Source organism: Streptomyces sp. NBC_00237, assembly GCF_026342435.1.
Lineage (GTDB): Bacteria > Actinomycetota > Actinomycetes > Streptomycetales > Streptomycetaceae > Streptomyces.
The window spans coordinates 1123158-1140660 of sequence record NZ_JAPEMT010000003.1 but is presented as its reverse complement, the minus strand read 5'-3'; the positions used below and the strand labels follow the sequence as shown (position 1 = coordinate 1140660).

Here is a 17503-nt window from a genome sequence, read left to right as displayed (position 1 = left end):
GGGCCGTACCGTGCGCATTTCCATTTCCTCACGTGCGCATTTTTGCTTCTTCGGAAGAGTATTTCCTTCACGTTACGTTCATGATTTCCGCTGCTCCCCCTTCCCACCCCTCCGCCGCTCCTGCGGGGTGCGATTGGCGACCCAGACGACGAGCAGCACCAGAACGCATCCGCCGAGCTGGAGTGCCGTGGGCCGCTCCCCGATCGCCATGCCCAGCAGGATCGCCATGACCGGATGCAACAGCAGCAGCGCCGCACTGACATGGGGTGCCAGCCGGGGCAGGGCAGGCGTCATGATGAGCCAGGCCAGCACCTGGCCGATGAGCGCGAGCGCGGTCAGCCAGCCCCAGGCCGCCCAGCCGGAGGGCAGGTCGATGCCGGTCCACAGGCCGCCGAGCACGAGCGCGGCCAGGGCCGCGGTGGCGGTCGCGGTGCCGACCGGCTGGACGAAGTGGCCCTGGCCGCCGCCGAGCCGCATCAGGTACAGGTACCCGGCGTAGGCACAGCCCGCCGCCGCCCCGTAGATGCCGCCGAGCACGGGATCGCTGCCCGCCACGGGCACCCCGAGCGAGCCGCTGGCCAGGGCGACGCCGAAGAGCATGAGCGGCAGCGTCACCAGGAAACGTCTGGCCAGGGGTGTCTTGGAGAAGATGCGGCCCAGAAGTGGGAAGACCACGACCTGAATGTTGATCAGGACGGTGGCGATGGAGGCGCCGACGGTGGCGATGCTCGCCGCCCACAGGACGTAGTCGACGCCGAGCAGCACGCCCGCCGCCGCGTCCAGCTTCCACAGCCGGCGCGGCCTGGCCCCGATTCTGCGGTACTCGACGAGGGCGAGCGGCACCAGTACGACGAGCGCGAGGGTGCACCGGAAGAAAGCGGCGGTTCCGGCGCTGGTTCCGGAGAGTTTGACGAAGACGGCGGAGCCCGCGATGCACAGTCCGCCGAGCAGGACCAGCAGCACCGGATGGTGCCGGTCCGTCACCTCCTGCCGCGTGCGGCCGGATTCCTCCGGTGGTGTCGTCCGCTCCCGCGCTTTCGGTTCGTGGTTGATCGACATGGCGCTCACTGTGCCTGTTGCAAGCCGCAAGCAATAGTGATGATTCGTTAGCAGAAATCCAAAGCCAGGCTTATCTGATCGATTTCCAGAGGGCCGCCCGCCGTGAAACATGTACGGAGTGTGAAGATCGATTTTCACTGTTGCCTCTGCCCACCGGAACGGGATAGAAAGTTGACGGCTCGCCTCACCGGCCGGCCCGCGGCGCCACTTCCGTACAGGCCGAAAGAGAAAATAGGACTCGCCCCTCAGCGGAAAGAGAAAGCGCAAGCAAAGGCAGTTCACCCTGCCGGCATTCCAGCCGGTTCAGGTCGAGAACCGCACGATTCCGAACCTTCCCACGGCACATCGGCCTGCCGGCCGAACCCACCAGCAGAAGCGGGGGAACACCACCATGACCACCACCGACAAAGAACCGGCGCCGGACTTCGGTCTCGTCACCCCGGTGTCGCTGCCGCCCGACGGACGCATCCCCGACCCGGACAGCGGAGCCTCGGGACCGCAGGAGTACGACGAGTACTTCCGCATCCGGCGCTCCGACGGAGACCTCCTCGACTGGAGCGAAAGCTGCCTGGGAGTCGCCCGGCAGCTCATCGACGACCTGTGCGGTACCGACACCGGGGACCCGGAGGGCACCGGGCTGGACCCCGCGGACCAGCGGGACATCCTCAGTGGACTCCTCGTTGTCATGGAGACCACCTTGGCCCGCTGGGTGGCCTCGGCACGGGACGCCGAGCCCGCCGGAGCCGCTTCATGACCTCCGGGCCGCAGACACTCACTCCCGATCTCGCCCGTTCGGTCCGCAAGTGGAAGATCGGCCACCATGCCTTCCATCTGCAACTCATCGTGATGAACAGCACGTTGGTCGAACTCCAGGACCGGCTGGAGAACGAGGACCAGCAGCAGGCGACCACCCTGCTCCACCGGCTCGCGGGCCTCTACGACGCGGCCACCGCCACCATGAAGTACGCGGCCGACTTCTCGCCGCAGGCGTACGACGACCTCATCAGGCCGTCCATGGCGCCCCCGATGCTCAGTCCGGGCTTCTCCGGCACGATGAACACCGACCACAGCCAGATGGTCGGTCACCTGCGAACTCTGCGGGCGACCGTCCGACGGCTCAAGTCCCGGGGCGCACTCGACGGGAACACCCTGTCGGGCGTCAAGCGACTGTGGAGCGCCCAGTCACGCAACCGCCGCCACCACATGCTCGTCTGTGAACGGTTCGTACCCGGCGGGAAGTCCCAGCTCAGGGAATTCCTCGACCGGCAGCCCACGGGCTGAACGGCCCCGTAGGCAACGACCCGTCGCGGCCGCCGGTGGGGCACGCGCCCCACCGGCACACCCTCGCCCCCCCACACACCTGCACGCTCAAGGAGACACCCGCATGATCACCGTCATCGAGACCTGGCACCTCAACGAGGAGTCGACCCCCCGCGCCCTCGAACTCATGCAGGAGATGGACGAGTTGACCGGCCCCGACGCCCACCGCAACCCGGGCTGGTCCGGTCACGCGCACTTCTACCAGAGCGAGGCCGACCCGGCACGCGTCACCATGATCTACCCCTGGTCGAACCGCGACTCCCACGAGGGCCTGCGCGACGCCGAGGAGCCGAGGCTCCAGGAGTTCTACGCGAAGTACTGCTCGTCGCCGCGGCTGGTCGAGTACGCCACCGAGATGCCCGTCGAGGTCGAACACGACGACGACCACGGGCATGACCACAGCCACCACGGAGAAGCCGCATGAGCATGACGGAGCCCTCGCTGGGCGACTGGCAGCCGTCCGAACTGGAAGAGAACGGGCGGGAGTTGCTGTCCCGCATCCGCGAGCACCAGGAGACGATCCGGGACCTGCCCGTCACCTCTCGGCGCAGTGCCGCGGACCTCCAGGGCCTCTTCGCCGGTCCGGTCCCCGAACAGCCGACGCACTTCAAGGAACTGCTCGACGAGACCTTCGAGACGGTCGTCCCGAATCTGACGCAGTGGCACCACCCCTCCTTCCACGCCTACTTCAGCAACAGTTCCAGCGGGCCCGCGATCCTCGCGGAGACGCTCACCGCCGCACTCAACGTCAACGCGATGCTGTGGAAGACGGCACCGGCCGCGGCGGCCGTCGAGAAGACGGTCCTGGACTGGATGGCCGAGATGGTCGGCTACCCCCGGGATGCCGACGGCGTGCTCGTCAACGGCGCCTCCCTGGCCACCCTGTACGGCCTGGCCGCCGCCCGGGACGCGCTCACCGACCTCGACGTGCGCGAGCGGGGGCTGGCCGGCCGGGACGTGCCCCAGCTGCGCCTGTACACCTCCGACCAGACGCACAGCTCGGTCGAGAAGGCGGCGATCACCCTCGGCATCGGCACCGACAACGTCGTGCGTCTGGCGGCCGACGACGAGGGCCGGCTGCCCCCGGAGGCACTGGCCCTGGCGATCCGCCGGGACCTGGAGCACGGCCGACGGCCCTTCGCCGTCGTCGCCACCGTCGGCACCACCTCCACCGGTGCCATCGACCCCCTGCCCGCCCTCTCCGAGATCTGCCGGGAACACGGGATCTGGCTGCACGTGGATGCCGCGTACGGAGGGCTGTGGCGCCTCGCCGACGCCGTACGCCCGTATCTCGGCGACCTGGAGCTGGCCGACTCGCTGGTCATCAACCCGCACAAGGTGCTGTTCTGCCCCATGGAGGCGACGGCCCTGTACTGCCGACGGACCGGCGCCCTGCCCAACGCCTTCCGGCTGGTGCCGGAGTATCTGCGGGTCGAGCCCGAGGACGCCGCCGTCGACTACATGAACTACAGCCTGCAACTGGGCCGTCAGTTCCGCGCGTTGAAGATCTGGTGGATCATCCGCTCATTCGGCCGCCAGGGCCTGGCGGACCGGCTCGGGCACGCGGTGGAACTCTCCCAGTGGCTGCGCGACCGGGCCGCCGCCCACCCCCAGTGGACTGTGCCCGCCGACTCCGTACTGCCCCTCGTGTGTCTGCGCTTCGAACCCGAAGAGGTGCCGAAGCACCTGTGCGCCACCGAACGGCGGGAATGGCTCGACGCCCTCAACGAGCGCATCTGCTCGGCGGTGGGCGAGACCGGCAAGGCATATCTGTCGCACACGGTCACGGCCGCCGGTTACGTCCTGCGGGTCTCCATCGGCAACATCCAGACCCGCCGCGAGGACGTCGAAGGGCTCTGGGAGCTCCTCACCGCCACGGCCGCCGAGGCCCATCACCACATGTTGAGCCCCACCGCATGCTGAGCCCCACCGCCGGCTGACCGCCGGCGTCGGCCGAGCACAACCGCCCGGGGCGCACCGGCCCCGGCGGTGCGCGGACCGGCACCACCCCCGCCGGCCCGCACCCGGCACCCTCCCCACGGTCGCCGCACCCCCGTGCGGCCCCGTCCTCGCCCACCCGTCGCGAAGGAGAAACGAACATGACCCCCGCCACGCAGCGAGCCGTCGCGCCCACCGCACCACAGACAGCCGCACCCGCCGCTCCCGAACCGTCGCCACCCCAGCCCCTGGACGATCTCGTGGCCGCCCGCGAGGACGTCCAGTCGCGGCTCGCCCAGTTCAGCGCCGAGGCCCGCTGGAGCACGGGCGACGGCCCCTGGAGCCCCCGGCCCGCCTCCGTACCCACCCTCTGGAGGTACCGGGACCTGCGCCCGCTGGCCCTGGAGTCCGCCCGTTTCGCCCGCGCCGACGACGCGGCCCTGCGCGTGGTCTCGCTGGTGAACCCCGGCACCGCCGACCGGGCCACGGCTCACGTGACCTCGCCCAACGGCAGCCCGTCGGCCGTCGGCCACCTCTACAGCGGCCTCCAGCTCCAGAACCCCGGCGAGTCCATGACCGCGCACCGGCACGCGGCCTCCGCCCTGCGCTTCGTCATCGAGGGCAGCGGGGCCTGGACCGTCGTCAACGGCGACCGCCTCGAGGTCGGGCCCAACGACTTCGTCATCACCCCGGGCGGAACCTGGCACGAGCACGGCACCGATGCGGGCGACGCACCGGTCATCTGGCAGGACGGCACCGACGACCCTCTGGTCAACGCGCTCGACGCCAACTTCTTCGCGTTGCACCCCGACCGCCATCAGAGTCCCGGGCGCATCGTCAACGCCTCCCTCCTCGAATACGGAAGCGGACTGCTCGCCCCGGACACCCGCCGCTCCGGTGCCGCGTCGCCGCTGCTGCTCTTCCCCTGGGACAAGACGTACACGGCACTCCGCGACCTGGCGCAGGTCAGCACCGGGTCCCCGTACGACGGCGTGATCATGGAGTACGTGAACCCGGCCACCGGCGGGCCCGTCATGCCGACCATCGGTGCGCACATGCAGTTGCTGCGTCCGGGCCAGCCGACCCTGGCTCACCGGCACACGGGCTCCGTGGTCTACCAGGTCGCCGAGGGGCGCGGCCACTCCGTGATCGCGGGCCAGCGCTTCGACTGGGAGAAGAACGACATCTTCTGCGTACCGTCGTGGGCCTGGCACGAGCACGCGAATGACGACGAGTCCGAGGACGCGTGCCTGTTCTCCTTCCACGACTTCCCGGCACTCCGCAGCCTCGGGCTGTACGCCGAGGAGGCGCTGGAGTCCGGTGACGGGCACCAGGAGCTCCACGTCTAGCCGACCCGTACGCACCGCGGCCGCCCCGTCAATCCGGGGCGGCCATCCGTTGGCCGGGCGGCCTGCACGGGCCGCCCGGCCAACGCCGAGCAGGAAGTTCCCCCCTCATGACCTCCGTCCTCATCGCCGTCACCGCGGCCACACACTGGACCCTCGCCGACGGCAGCACCTACCCCTGCGGCTTCTGGCCGGAGGAACTCATCGACGCCCACCGCCTGTTCGCCGAGGCCGGGTACCGGATCACCCTGGCCACGCCGGGAGGCGTCACCCCCACCCCCGACCCCGCCGGACTGATCGAGGAGGCCGCCGCCTACCTGTCCGCACTCGGCACCGAACTCACCCGGCCGCACGTCCTGGAACACCAGCAGACGGACTCCTACGACCTCCTGTACGTCCCCGGCGGGCACGGCCCGATGGAGGACCTCGCCGTCAACGCCGAACTCGGCGCTCTCGTACGCGAGTTGCACCTGTCGGGCAAACCAGTGTCCGCGGTCTGCCACGGCACTGCCGCGGTGCTCCGGGCACAGGACGACACGGGCGACTGGCTCTTCCGGGGCTTCGAGTGCACCGGCTTCACCACGGAGGGCGAACGGGACTTCGACCTGGAGCTTCGCGCCCCGTGGCTCCTGGAGGGCCGCATCGCCGACCTCGGCGGTCACTACACACGCGCCCGGGACCCCTGGGGCGCGCACGTCGTGGTCGACCGCGGCCTGTACACCGGCCAGAACCCGGCCTCGACCGAGCCTCTGGTGAAGAGGCTGATCGCCGATCTCAACGGAACCTGGACGGCTTAAAAGCGCACCCCTCAGCCGTCGCACCGCGACAGACCGTCTCGCCGTCCCGCCGCCTCGTCCGCCCTCCCGGACCAGAGGCATCTGCGGCCCCACCTGCCCTCCTCGGGTGCCCGGGCGCATCCTCAGCCTGGCCGGCATCAGGTTCGTGCCGTACCTGCCCGGCGGACCCGGGCAGGTGCACGACGAGGAGTGTGAAGGCAGCCAGTGCAAAATTGCGGGCGGCAGCGTCCAGCCCATTCCAGTCGGACGACTGCCACATGGCGAACCACTCGCCGCCGATGGCGAGGAAGCCCACCCCCAAGGAGCAGCAGCATCATGACCAGGCCCACGGTGCTGGCCGCGCGTGAGCATTCCCCTTGATCGACCCTGCTGGCTTATTCACATGGTGGCCGTGAGTGCTTGGTGGAGGCGGGCGAGGCGTGATGTCCAGGCCCCGGCCGGGGGAATCCCGGAGAGCCAGGCGTCGGTGCGGACGAGGTTGAGGGCGGTCGCGGTGAGTACGTGCTGGAGGTGGGTGCGGGCGAGTCCGCGGTAGCGGGCCCGGTGGACATTGCAGCGGCTGGACGCCTGGGCCATGGTGCCCTCGACTCCGGCCCGCAGCGCGTAGTGCTCCTTCCAGCCGTCGGTGGCCTGCTCCGCGCGGATGTGCTGCTGGGCCTCGAACTGTTCGCGTGGCCGGAAGGTCATGGCGCGCGCGTTGCGCTCGGAGCGGGTGCAGCGGGCCCGGTCCGGGCAGGGGGTGCAGTCAGGCAGGCGGAAGGTGACCTGGATGATCGGGAGTTGGTCGCGGCTGTGGGTCTCGCGTCAGTAGCGGCTCTCTTTGCCGTTGGGGCAGGTGACATGTCGGTGGTCCCAGTCGATGGTGAAGTTCCTGATGTCGAATGCGTCCGGATCACGGGCCTGCCAGCCCGAGTCGGGCGGTAACGGCCCGGTCAGCTTGATGCCGTGTTGTGCTGCGGTGAGGATGTGGTCGACGCTGACGTAGGCGGCGTCGACGAGTTCCTCGTCGGGCTTGAGGCCGGCGGCCATGAGAGCACGGTGGCGTCCGGCGGTGGTCTCGACGTCAGCGCGGCTGGCCTCGGTGGTCTCGACATGCACGATCAACCGGGGCCTGACCGGCACGGCGGTTTCGGTGTAGTGGGCCTTGTAGCCGCGCCAGGGCATACCGCGCTTGATGCTGTAGCGGGCCTCGGTGTTGTACGGACTGCCGATCGAGACTGATCCCGGTGGCAGTTTCCCGGCCGGCCGCAGTACGTACGCTCCGCCGCCGGTGGACTGATACTGCTGGACCCAGACCTGCCGCAGCACCTGCACCGCAGGGACCTCGCGCAGCCACCCCGGGGCATACGGCGCGTAGACGGAGGCCAGTAGTCGGCGGCCGTCCTGGCCGACCGTGCGGGCGAGCGCGTCACGGGTGGCCTCGGTCCGGGGCAGCCGGTAGTCGCTGGCACGGCGCTCGTGCCGCTCCCACCAGTCCACCGCAGTATGCGCGATCAGCCAGCCCGGCGCGGCTGCCGCCAGGGCCTCCAGCGTCGCCCGCATCGTCTCCACCACCAGCTCCAGCCGGTTCAGCAGCCGGATGTTCGCCACCACATGCGTGGCGTCGGTGCGCTGCACGCCCCCGGCCCTCAGCAGTTGACGGCCGGCCAGCAGCTCAAGAATGCGGGACAACAGCCGGTCCGCCTGGTCGTCCTGGACGAGTCGGCTGCGGAACTCGCTGAGCACCGAGGCGTCGAAGCCGGAATCGTGCAGCTCCAGACCCAGGCAATATTTCCAGCCGATCCTGCCGCGTACCGCGTCAGCAGCCTGCCGATCGGAAAGTCCTTCGGTGTACTGCAAGACCGACACCATCGCCAGGAACCCCGGCGACAACGCCGGATGCCCGCGCCGCGCGAACAGACCGGCGAACTCCGCATCCGCGAAGATCTCACCCAGACCGTCCCTGATCCGCATCGCGAACGTCCCGCGCGGGAAAGCAGCATGGGCCACCGCCGCCGTCCGCTCCGTGGAGCAGCACCGCGCCCGCCTGGAGGAGATGCTGCGCGCGTACGGGCGGGGCAGCACACCCGCCTCACACGGCCGGTACGCACTGATCGGCCAGCCCGAGACCCTGGTCATCCTGGAGCAGATGGAGACCAACCCGTTCGCGTTGCGCGGCCGGTGGGATGAGGAGGAAGAGGGCGTCCTGCTGGACGACCTCGCGTACGGGTGGGGGCCGCGCATCCGCCTCAGCCGGTGAACAGCGGGGAACGAGCGGTGGGGCCGAACGGGTGATTCCACCACTCGATGAAGTTCCCACCGCGAGGTAGACAGCGGGGAGGGCTTCACCCCGCCCTGCTCCCGGTCAGGGCGGGGTGCGCTGCTTTCTCGCGCGGGGGCCGTCCCCAGCCTCTTGGGTCAGAACAGCTAGGTCGCCGGCATCGACCCAGACTGAGAGGGATACGCGGCGGACGGTCAGTCCTTGATGATCACAAAGTAGGGCTCACGGTTGAGAATCCGGGCAGATACCGTAGCTGCACCGAGTGTGCTTCCCGCTTTCTGGTTCTCCGTCCCGGTGACATGGGAACGCACGCAGATAGCGTTGTCATTTTTGCGCATGACCTTGACGTTCGCGATATCCCATACTCCGCCAACCTTCTGCGGGAAGATATCGACACACATCTTTCCGGGCTTTCCACCCTCCTCGGCCTTGGCGAATGGGTACTCGTCACAATTGTCATCCACGACCAGGAAGTTGTCTCTCACGAACCTGGGGGCATTATCACAGGTTATGGCACTCTTCTTCTTGTGGTCCCCGGAGGCGTCGCGATGCAGTGGTTTTTCCCTGGTGCCGTAGTCATTGGTGGGATTCTTCAGGTTTTTCTGTGCCCACTCATAGGTTATGGCGGCACCACCGTGGACCGACTTGCGAATCGTCACATTCGCCATGTGGCCTTCCACGATGCAGCCGGGATTAGGAATCCATTCCTCCGCGTCGCAGCGCAGGGAGGGGCCAGTCCAGTGGTCGTTCTTCGGCGGGTTGTCTACCGCACCCCCGATGATTATTCCTTGGATGTGGTAGGCGGTCTGGATATGTGGTGCCACGTTGCCCTGGCTGACCGGGGAGCTGTAGTTGATTTCCCCGGCTGCGCCCGTGCCAGCTTCGCGCATGACCACATGGGAGCCGCCCCAGGCGGGCCCCTGCGTTGTGCATATGCCACTACAGGTGGAGCTGACACCTATTGCCACGCCATCAGGAATGTCGTTAACGGAGACGGCTTGGACCTCGATCCTCTCCCGCCAAGTCGCCTTCGGCGTTTCCTTGACGGCGGATCTGATAATGATTCCTACAACAGCGGTGCCCTTAAGCGCACCGGCCTCCCAGCGCTCATATTTGGCTATACCACGTATGCAGTAGCCGAGGCGGTTGGAGACGAGCGAACCACCGTCGGCAAGGCATAGCTCTTGCACGGTGCGGGCGTCCTCCTGGGCGCCGTCATTATCGTCGGCGCGGGTTTCGGGCGCGGCCAGAGCGGCCTTGCGGGCCATACGGTTGATGACCCACTTGGGGGCGGGTCCTGTTTTGAAGCAGGACCAGCCCGCGCTCCGGCCCTTGGGCGCGGAACCGGGCGTTGTGGCCGTGCACGTGCCGCGCCCCTTGGGGGCTTCCTGGACCGCTGCCGAATTGGCGACGGCCGGTGTGCCGGTCAGAGCTATCAGCGTCGCGGTCAGTGCGAGCGAGGCGAGCACCGCCAGGAGTGATCTCAGGCGTTTCAACAGGGTTTCCTTCGGGTCGAGTTGACATGGCCTGGTCCGGTCGGGGGCCGGGCACGCACGCTACCGTCCGCACTGGTAAGGGCGGTAGGACCTCCTGTGGATCACTGTTGGCGCATTGTGATCTCCCGCCCCAGCCCGTCGGTGAACTACTGTCAGCCGCGCCAGAAGGCCGATCGCCGGCTCAAGCGAGCCGGAAAATTGGGGGAGTACAACAATGTTTCTTAATAGACCAGTTGGCCGTATACGGGGACCCATCGCCGCTGCCGTGAGCTCCGCCGTCGCGCTCACCACTATGGGCTTTGCCACCGCCCAGCCGGCCACGGCCCAGTCAGCCACCACCGCGACCGCAGCCGTCGCCGCCGGGCAGACATGCACGGCGGCCGATCTCGGCAAGCGCCACCCTGTCATCAAGACCACTGAAGTCGCCCCCACGATTACCCACTTCAAGGGCTGGTTCGTCACCCAGGGCACGACCGGAAGCCACTCCGTCACGACCAACACGCAGACCACTATCTCGGTCTCGGTGGGCCTCAACGCCAACATTCAGGGCAGCTTCGCCGTCGAAGCCCTCGGTGACGTGGGCGCGGCTCTGGGACTGAACGTGCAGGTCGACTACTCCTCCACGTCCAGCGTGTCCGACACGGTGAACTGGAACTTCTACCAGCCCGGCTACTACGGGGTGTACAAGGGCACCAAGAAGGTCACCGGCACCTACGGCAGCCTCAACTGCAACCGCGTCAAGCAGAGCGACGGCAGTTACGCGCTGAAGTGGGCAGAGGGTCCCGACAGCGGCAGCTACACCACTTACACCGCCCTCGAGGAAGGCGCGGTGCGCTGCGAGGACAAGGTCCCCGCCAACAGCATCATGGCCAGGGCACAGGTCCTGTTGGACTGCGGCTCCCCCGCCGCCACCGCGACGCACCCGGTCGGCCCCGTCCCGTCGGCCAAGGCCGAGAAGGCCAAGCAGGACGCCGACAACGCCGCCGCGGCCGCCAAGACCGCCCAGAGCGTGAAGGCCGCCAAGCCCGCCACGCGGGCCGCCTTGAACTGCCAGCCCGGCGCCTACAAAATCGACGTCCCGGGCAAGCCCCTGAACTGGAGCGCACCGCTCCGCGCCAACGACGGTATCCGCCTGCGTGAATCCAACTGGACCAGTGCCCATCTGGACAACTGGCGGCTGTGCAACGTCACGGAGACCAACGGAGTCCTCGAGGCCACCCTGTGGAACTGGGGCAACGGCGGATGCGCGACCATCCCCGCGAACATCGCCAACCAGGAACAGGCCTACCTGACGACGGCCACCTGCGGGGAGGACGACCTCCAGCGGTTCTACATCTACCGCGACGTACCCGGCAGCACCAAGATCGGCCTACAGAACAAGTACACCGGCTCCATGCTGGGCCACGACCGGTACGCGGACGGCGAACTCATCCGCCAGTACTCCAGCGGCCGGCAGGACGGCACCGGCACCTACACCCTGACCGGAGTCTGACAACCCCCACCCGTGAACACGGCCCCGCACGGAACCCCGCCCCAAGGATTCCGTGCGGGGCCGTCCGCGTCTCCACCCCGCGCCGCAGGAGTTCCCGGCGCAAGAACCCGCCCCGGCCCCAGCCGCGGCGCTGGACCCGACGGCCGGGACCGGGGGACGCTTCCCGAGGGCCCTGGCCGCGCCAGGCACCCGCCACTGGCCGGACGGCGAGTTCCTGGACATCGCGCTGAGCCACGGTGCGCACCGAAGAAGGCGAGGAGTACATCGAGCGTCTTGAGGAGTTCGTGGAGCAGCACCGCGCCCGCCTGAAGGAGATGCTGCGCGCGTACGGGCCGGGCAGCACACCCGCCTCACACGGCCGGTACGCACTGATCGGCCAGCCCGAGTGAACCGTTCCGGGTTCGATAGAGACTTGATTCCGTGTAAGGATTGAGTCATGGCACGCCCTTCCTCCTATCCCCCTGAGCTGCGGAAACGAGCGGTCCGTATGGTCGCCGAGATCCGCGGTGACTATCCGAACGAGTCGGCCGCTTTGAGGGCCGTCGCCCAGAAACTCGGGATCGGTTCGGCCGAGACCCTGCGGAACTGGGTGAAGCGGGACGAGGTCGACTCCGGTCAGCGGCCGGGGACGACCACGGAGGAGTCCGCGCAGATCAAGGCGATGAAGAAGGAGATCGCCGAACTGAAGCGGGCGAACGACATCCTGAAGGCCGCGGCGAGTTTCTTCGCGGCCGAGCTCGACCGGCCACACACGCGCTCGTAGCGTTCATCGACGAGCACCGGGCCCGCTTCGGCGGTGTCGAGCCGATCTGCCGCGTGCTCACCGAGCACGACTGCAAGATCGCCCCGTCCACCTATTACGCCCACCACAAACGACTCCGGGCCCCGTCGGCCCGCACCGTCCGCGACGCCGAACTGAAGCCGCTCATCCGGCAGATCTTCGTGTCCAACTACCGTGTCTACGGCGCCAGGAAGGTCTGGCGTGAGCTGCACCGACAAGGTCACATCGTGGCCCGGTGCACCGTCGAACGCCTCATGCGCGAGCTGGGCGTCGCCGGTGCTGTCCGGGGAAAGAAGATCATCACCACCATCCCGGACAGTTCCGTGGAACGGGCACCGGACCTGCTGGACCGCAACTTCGTCGCGCCGGCCCCCAACCGCTGCTGGGTCGCTGACTTCACCCACGTCAAGACCTGGTCCGGCGTCGTCTACGTCGCGTTCGTCGTCGACACCTTCTCCCGCCGGATCGTCGGCTGGTCAGCCGCCACGTCGAAGGAGACCAGGCTCGTCCTGGACGCCCTGGACATGGCCCTGTGGCAACGTGACCGCGATAAACAGCCTTACCAGCGGGGCGAGTTGATACATCATTCCGATGCCGGGTCGCAATACACGAGTTTTCGGCTCGCCGAGCACCTGGACGCCGCCGGCATCGCGGCCTCCATCGGTTCGGTCGGCGACGCCTACGACAACGCCCTCATGGAGTCCACGATCGGCCTGTTCAAGACCGAGCTGATCAAGCCCGGCCGACCTTGGCGAACCCTTTCGCATGTCGAACTCGCCACCGCCGAATGGATCGACTGGTACTGCCACCGCCGACTCCACGGTGAAATAGGGCACATCCCACCCGTCGAATACGAGACCAACTACTACCGCAAAACCCCGAAATCCCAGGTCACAACCACAATCTAGAGTCTCTACCGAACCCGGAACGGTTCACCCCAGCCGACGTCGCGGCCGATAGAAGCAGGGACCACGACTCCCCCGGGGGACAGCGCCCAGGCCCAGTTGCATGCCACACGACGGCTCCCCTGCCGCCGGACGCGGCGGGAACGAGCCCCCAACGGGTCCAGCGCGTCAGGAAGCGGCGCCTGTACTCCTTCTTCGCCAACAAAGCCAGCATCGCCTGCACCCGCGCCACCACCGCTTCGATGTGCGCCGAACCGGCTGCGGCCTTCATGGGCGGGAACGCACACCGGTAGGCCAGCAAGCCTCCACCGGTGATCGTGCACATGGCCGGGACCGGAAACTCTCCTGCCTGCACCGCGCCGGGGCAGGCAGGAGCGGCGGGGATGGCATCAGCCGTGTCAGTCCTCGCCCCGGACAATGTTCCAGTCATCGCCGTCCTCGGCCGCCGCTTCCCGCCCCGATGGCACCCGGGCAGACAGGAAGAGCCGTACCCGCCCCGTACTTTCGTTCCGTTGTACCTTCTCGCGGGTATCCGTGTCGGATGGATTCTGTCCGCTGTCGCCGGTCTTCTTCCGCATGAGGTCTGAGATTCCTTCCGTGTGCGGAGCACAGCGTCACCAACTTTCTGGATGACCACGGCTCCGGGGCAACCCTCCTGTTTGAAGCCGGGGGACCACCCGGGGCTGCGTGTGCTCGGGGGATGTCACCTGGTCAACGCCGATGGCTCTTACGAAGTCTCGTGACTGGCCTCGTCGTGAGGTGCCGACCTTGCCGCAGGGTGCGGCGTGTTCCTCAGCAGGGCTGCAAGGACAACGGCGGCGCGGGTCGACGGCAGCGGAAGGGGAACGATCTCCCAGCCTTGCGGGGATCGGTCCTTGCCCAGTCGTGCGAGGTGGGGACGAGGGTGCAGCAGGATGTCGATGTCGATCAGAGCTCTGAGGCGAGGCCATCCGATGGCATGGGCGACTGCTTCCTTGGCAGCCCACAGGGTGCAGAAGGAGTCGTTCTGCTGTGCCTCAGGTTCTTCGGACAGTCCGGCTCGCTCCTTTGCGGTCAGTGCGTAGCGCAGCAGGGGTGGTGCTGGCAGCTCGGTGAGGTGCTCGGCTCCGATGCCGATGTCGATTCCCTCGGCTACGGCTGCGACTGTGAGGGTTCCGCGTCGCGAGACGCTCAGGCTGAGTGGTGGCAGGCCCTGTCCTGGTGCCAGGGCGGGTCGTCCCCATGCGTCCCGGGTGAACACAATTCCGTGGGTGGAGCGTTCGTAGTCGTGGGCGATGGCATGGGAGAGCAGGGCGCGGCCGCGGCCCACGTCCGGGGCAGGGGAGTCATGGCACCACCACACGGCGATGCGGCCGGCCGAGCAGGCGACTTGCTGGTGCATCAGGCCAGGACTCGGGAAGGGGTCGACGCTGTCCGTCATCGGGCTGCCGTGAGGTGACGTGTCGTCACGACTGTCGAGAGCAGGCCGTGGTGCGGTTCTGTTGCTCATGGTTCGGCCAATCCGTTGTGGCAGGCGCGCTGTCTGACGACGGCTGTTCCCCGGCCGGTTCTGAGTTCTGTGCGACTGCCGTCGCACGGCCGCCGGTTGAGGACTCGCTTTCTGAGGTTGCTCTCCTGGGCCGCTGGTCGGTCTTCCGCTCGTAGCCGCCCTGCACCGCCTGGACGCGGTTATTGCAACATCCTGAGTTGCTCGCGAAGTCGCGCCGGGCCAGATCGCTGTCGAGGAGTGCGGCCCGATCCGTATGCGCTGGTCTTGTGCGGTCCGGCCGGCCGGACCGTGGGGCCGCTGAGGCCATGGGAATTTACCCGTCGGGCTCTGTGGGATCAGCGAGGTTCGGAGGCCCTCTCGAGGCGGTCGTGCAGACGTACGGCATCGAGCGGGGAGCGAAAGGGCGCCACGACGTGGGCCGTGGGCAGGGTGGCCTTGGCAAGTGCGGCGAGGAGAGTGCCGGGTCCGCTGTCGAGGAAGGTGGTGATGCCCATGCGTTGAAGGCTGTGCAGGGCGGCTCGGAAGCGTACGGGGCGGGTGAGGTGGTGGGTGGCGGTGAGGAGGTGGTCGGCGTGGACAGGGGCGGCGAGGGCTGAGCTGTAGAGGGAGCTGGTCGGCCTGCGCGGCGGAAGGGTACGCAGGTGGAGGAGCAGTTCCTGGGCGATGGGGGCGAGTGCGGGGTGGTGGTAGCCCGTGCGGCTGTCCAGGCGGGTGGTGCGGATGCTGAGGCCGTCGGCGAGGCGGGACAGGTCGTCGAGCTCGGGAGAGGGGCCCGATACGACCGTCTGGCGGGGGGCGTTGTCGGCGGCGATGTGGGTGTGCGGGAGGCCGGCCGACTGGAGCAGTTCGCCGGTGTCGTCGTTTGCCGCGCGGACGGCGAGCATGCCGGTCGGGGGGTGGGGGATTCGGACAAGCAGTTCGTCCCGCACGTGCAGGACAGTGGCTCCCTCGGTCGGGGTGAGGACGCCGCTGACAGCGAGCGCCGCGAGGTCGCCGACGCTGTGCCCCATGACGATCCGCGGATGATGGCCGAGATCTTCTTGGATGGCGATGCCTGCGGCGACGGTTGCTGTGTAGGTGGCCAGGTCGAAGGCGAGAGGATCGCAGGCGAGCAGTTCGGCAGGGCCGGGGGCAGCCGGGTCGGTCAGTAGGTGGGTGACGGGGTGGGTGCGGTGGTGCAGGGAGTCGACGGCGTGCAGGACGGCTCGCACGTGGGGGAGGTCACGAATTCCGGCGAGAGCGCCGGGCTTGTAGGCCCCCTGGCCCGGACACAGCAGGGCGGTGGCGGGCCGGGGGGCCGTGCGGCGGCGGTGGGGCGGGGCAAGGTGACGGTCGGTCATGGCGTGGTCAGAACGAGGGCTACGTTGTGCCCGCCGAAGCCGAGGCTGGTGCTCAGGGCTGCCAGCGGGCCGTCGGGCAGGGCACGCGGGAGGGGGCCGACGAGGTCGAGGTCGATGCGGGGATCGGGTTTTTCCAGGGTGCAGTTGGGTGGGGCCGTGCGATCGCACAGGCTCAGTGCGGTGATGACGGCTTCGATGGCGCCGGCTGCTCCGAGGGTGTGCCCCAGGGCTGCTTTGGGTGCGGAGACCGGCATATGGTCCGTGGCGCTGCCGAGGGCGGTGCGCAGGGCTTGTGCCTCGGTCAGGTCGCCCAGGGGTGTGGAGGTGGCGTGGGCGTTGATGTGCCGCAGGTCGTGGGGGGTGACGGAGGCGTCGGCGAGGGCGGCGGCCACGGCTCTGATCACGCCCTCCCCGTGCGGCTCGGGCTGGGCGACGTGGTGGCTGTCGTTGGTGATGGCGGTGCCTGCGAGGTGGCAGTAGACGCGGGCGCCTCGTTGGGCCGCGCGGTCGGCGTTCTCCAGCACGAGCAGGGCGGCGCCTTCCGCGAGGACGAAGCCGTCGCGGTCGTTGTCGAAGGGCCGGGATGCCAGTTGGGGGGCGTCGTTGCGGCGTGAGAGGGCGCGCATGCGGGCGAAGCCCGCGACCACGAGGGGGTGCAGGGCGGCGTCGGTGCCTCCGGCCAGGACGATATCTGCCTGGCCGCTGCGGATGAGAGCGGCTGCGTGGGCCAGCGCCTCGGCACCGGATGCGCATGCGCTGACCGGTGCGTGGGCGGTCGCCCGGGCACCGATGAGGAGTCCGATCTGGGCTGCGGCGTGATTGGGCAGGATTTTGGGGATGCAGTGGGGGTCGACCCGGCCGGGGCCCTGTTTCTGTAGGAGGGCGTACTGGGCGAACTGGCTGGTGACACCGCCCAGCCCGACGCCGACGACGACGGCGGTGCGCAAGGAATCCTCGGCGGCGGGGGAAGCACCGGCTGTGGAGTGGGCGTCCGCCCATGCCTCGCGAGCGGCGACCAGGGCCAGTTGGGCGGAGCGGTCGGTGTGACTGACCGTTGCGGGGGTGAGTTGGCCGGTGGGGTCGACTGCGGCGGGGGCGGCGATCCGTGTGGGGAGGGCCTGGCCGCAGGCTTCGCTGAGATCGAAGTGGCGTGCTCCGGACTGGCCGGCGAGCAGCGCGCGCCATGTGGAGGCAGCGTCGCCGCCGAGGGGGGTCGTGGCTCCGAGACCGGTGACGGCAACGGCTGGACGGCGGTTGTGGGCCATCTGTTCTCCTCACCG

Annotated in this window: 17 protein-coding genes and 2 pseudogenes; 10 read left to right on the top strand and 9 right to left on the bottom strand. The window is 68.6% G+C overall.

The features are described from left to right. Window positions 1–78: 78 nt before the first annotated feature. Window positions 79–1059, bottom strand: a complete 981-nt coding sequence (locus OG897_RS31790) for a DMT family transporter (protein ID WP_266662225.1) — start codon at window positions 1057–1059, stop codon at window positions 79–81. 391 nt (window positions 1060–1450) lie between these two features. Here OG897_RS31790 and OG897_RS31785 point away from each other — a divergent pair, with 391 nt between their 5' ends. From OG897_RS31785 to OG897_RS31760, 6 genes are all read left to right on the top strand, one after another. Further along, window positions 1451–1813 (top strand): hypothetical protein, encoded by a 363-nt coding sequence (locus tag OG897_RS31785; protein WP_266662223.1) that lies wholly within the window; start codon window positions 1451–1453, stop codon window positions 1811–1813. Beyond that, on the top strand, window positions 1810–2340 hold the full coding sequence (locus OG897_RS31780; protein ID WP_266662221.1) for a hypothetical protein: 531 nt from the start codon (window positions 1810–1812) through the stop codon (window positions 2338–2340). Before OG897_RS31785 ends, OG897_RS31780 begins: the two co-directional genes overlap by 4 nt. A gap of 103 nt (window positions 2341–2443) precedes the next feature. Further along, window positions 2444–2803, top strand: a complete 360-nt coding sequence (locus OG897_RS31775) for a hypothetical protein (RefSeq protein WP_266662219.1) — start codon at window positions 2444–2446, stop codon at window positions 2801–2803. Further along, window positions 2800–4302 (top strand): pyridoxal-dependent decarboxylase, encoded by a 1503-nt coding sequence (locus OG897_RS31770; protein WP_266662217.1) that lies wholly within the window; start codon window positions 2800–2802, stop codon window positions 4300–4302. The genes OG897_RS31775 and OG897_RS31770 overlap by 4 nt, the downstream gene beginning before the upstream one ends. 176 nt (window positions 4303–4478) lie before the next feature. Continuing rightward, window positions 4479–5666 carry a cupin domain-containing protein gene (locus OG897_RS31765; protein WP_266662215.1) on the top strand — a complete coding sequence of 396 codons (1188 nt, stop codon included), beginning with the start codon at window positions 4479–4481 and terminating at the stop codon, window positions 5664–5666. 107 nt (window positions 5667–5773) lie between these two features. Next, entirely contained in the window at window positions 5774–6460 is a 687-nt protein-coding gene (locus OG897_RS31760) for a type 1 glutamine amidotransferase domain-containing protein (RefSeq protein WP_266662214.1), read from the top strand. Window positions 6461–6626: 166 nt separating this feature from the next. Here OG897_RS31760 and OG897_RS31755 read toward each other — a convergent pair. The 3 genes and pseudogenes from OG897_RS31755 to OG897_RS31745 form a co-directional block, all read right to left on the bottom strand. Further along, window positions 6627–6807, bottom strand: a pseudogene (locus OG897_RS31755) (DUF2165 family protein); the annotation flags it as partial. Between the two features lie 31 nt (window positions 6808–6838). Continuing rightward, a pseudogene (locus OG897_RS31750) lies at window positions 6839–7237 on the bottom strand (transposase); the annotation flags it as partial. Window positions 7238–7264: 27 nt separating this feature from the next. After that, on the bottom strand, window positions 7265–8449 hold the full coding sequence (locus OG897_RS31745) for a transposase (RefSeq protein WP_266662212.1): 1185 nt from the start codon (window positions 8447–8449) through the stop codon (window positions 7265–7267). Between the two features lie 16 nt (window positions 8450–8465). Here OG897_RS31745 and OG897_RS31740 point away from each other — a divergent pair, with 16 nt between their 5' ends. Further along, a complete protein-coding gene (locus tag OG897_RS31740; protein ID WP_266662210.1) occupies window positions 8466–8699 on the top strand; it encodes a hypothetical protein in 234 nt (77 codons plus the stop codon). Window positions 8700–8914: 215 nt separating this feature from the next. On the opposite strand, the gene OG897_RS31735 is transcribed toward OG897_RS31740, so the two are convergent. Then, window positions 8915–10216: a hypothetical protein gene (locus OG897_RS31735; RefSeq protein WP_266662208.1), complete on the bottom strand. Its 1302-nt coding sequence runs from the start codon at window positions 10214–10216 to the stop codon at window positions 8915–8917. Between the two features lie 214 nt (window positions 10217–10430). On the opposite strand from OG897_RS31735, the gene OG897_RS31730 reads away from it, so the two are divergent. The 3 genes from OG897_RS31730 (at window position 10431) to OG897_RS31720 (ending at window position 13397) form a co-directional block, all read left to right on the top strand. Beyond that, window positions 10431–11708: a hypothetical protein gene (locus OG897_RS31730; protein WP_266662206.1), complete on the top strand. Its 1278-nt coding sequence runs from the start codon at window positions 10431–10433 to the stop codon at window positions 11706–11708. Between the two features lie 236 nt (window positions 11709–11944). Then, complete coding sequence (locus OG897_RS31725; RefSeq protein ID WP_266662204.1) at window positions 11945–12097, top strand: hypothetical protein; 153 nt, start codon at window positions 11945–11947, stop codon at window positions 12095–12097. Between the two features lie 47 nt (window positions 12098–12144). Continuing rightward, window positions 12145–13397, top strand: a protein-coding gene (locus OG897_RS31720) for an IS3 family transposase (protein WP_266657791.1) whose coding sequence is annotated in 2 segments (ribosomal slippage) — window positions 12145–12427 and window positions 12427–13397 — 1254 coding nt in all. Because the reading frame shifts where the segments join, the coding sequence is not laid out codon by codon here. Window positions 13398–13792: 395 nt separating this feature from the next. Here the strand turns inward: OG897_RS31720 and OG897_RS31715 are convergent. From OG897_RS31715 to OG897_RS31700, 4 genes are all read right to left on the bottom strand, one after another. Beyond that, entirely contained in the window at window positions 13793–13972 is a 180-nt protein-coding gene (locus OG897_RS31715) for a hypothetical protein (protein ID WP_266662202.1), read from the bottom strand. 149 nt (window positions 13973–14121) lie between these two features. Continuing rightward, entirely contained in the window at window positions 14122–14883 is a 762-nt protein-coding gene (locus tag OG897_RS31710; RefSeq protein ID WP_266662200.1) for a 4'-phosphopantetheinyl transferase superfamily protein, read from the bottom strand. A gap of 335 nt (window positions 14884–15218) precedes the next feature. Next, on the bottom strand, window positions 15219–16223 hold the full coding sequence (locus OG897_RS31705; RefSeq protein ID WP_266662198.1) for an ACP S-malonyltransferase: 1005 nt from the start codon (window positions 16221–16223) through the stop codon (window positions 15219–15221). Then, window positions 16220–17488 (bottom strand): beta-ketoacyl synthase, encoded by a 1269-nt coding sequence (locus tag OG897_RS31700; RefSeq protein ID WP_266662196.1) that lies wholly within the window; start codon window positions 17486–17488, stop codon window positions 16220–16222. The genes OG897_RS31705 and OG897_RS31700 overlap by 4 nt, the downstream gene beginning before the upstream one ends. Window positions 17489–17503 lie beyond the last annotated feature (15 nt).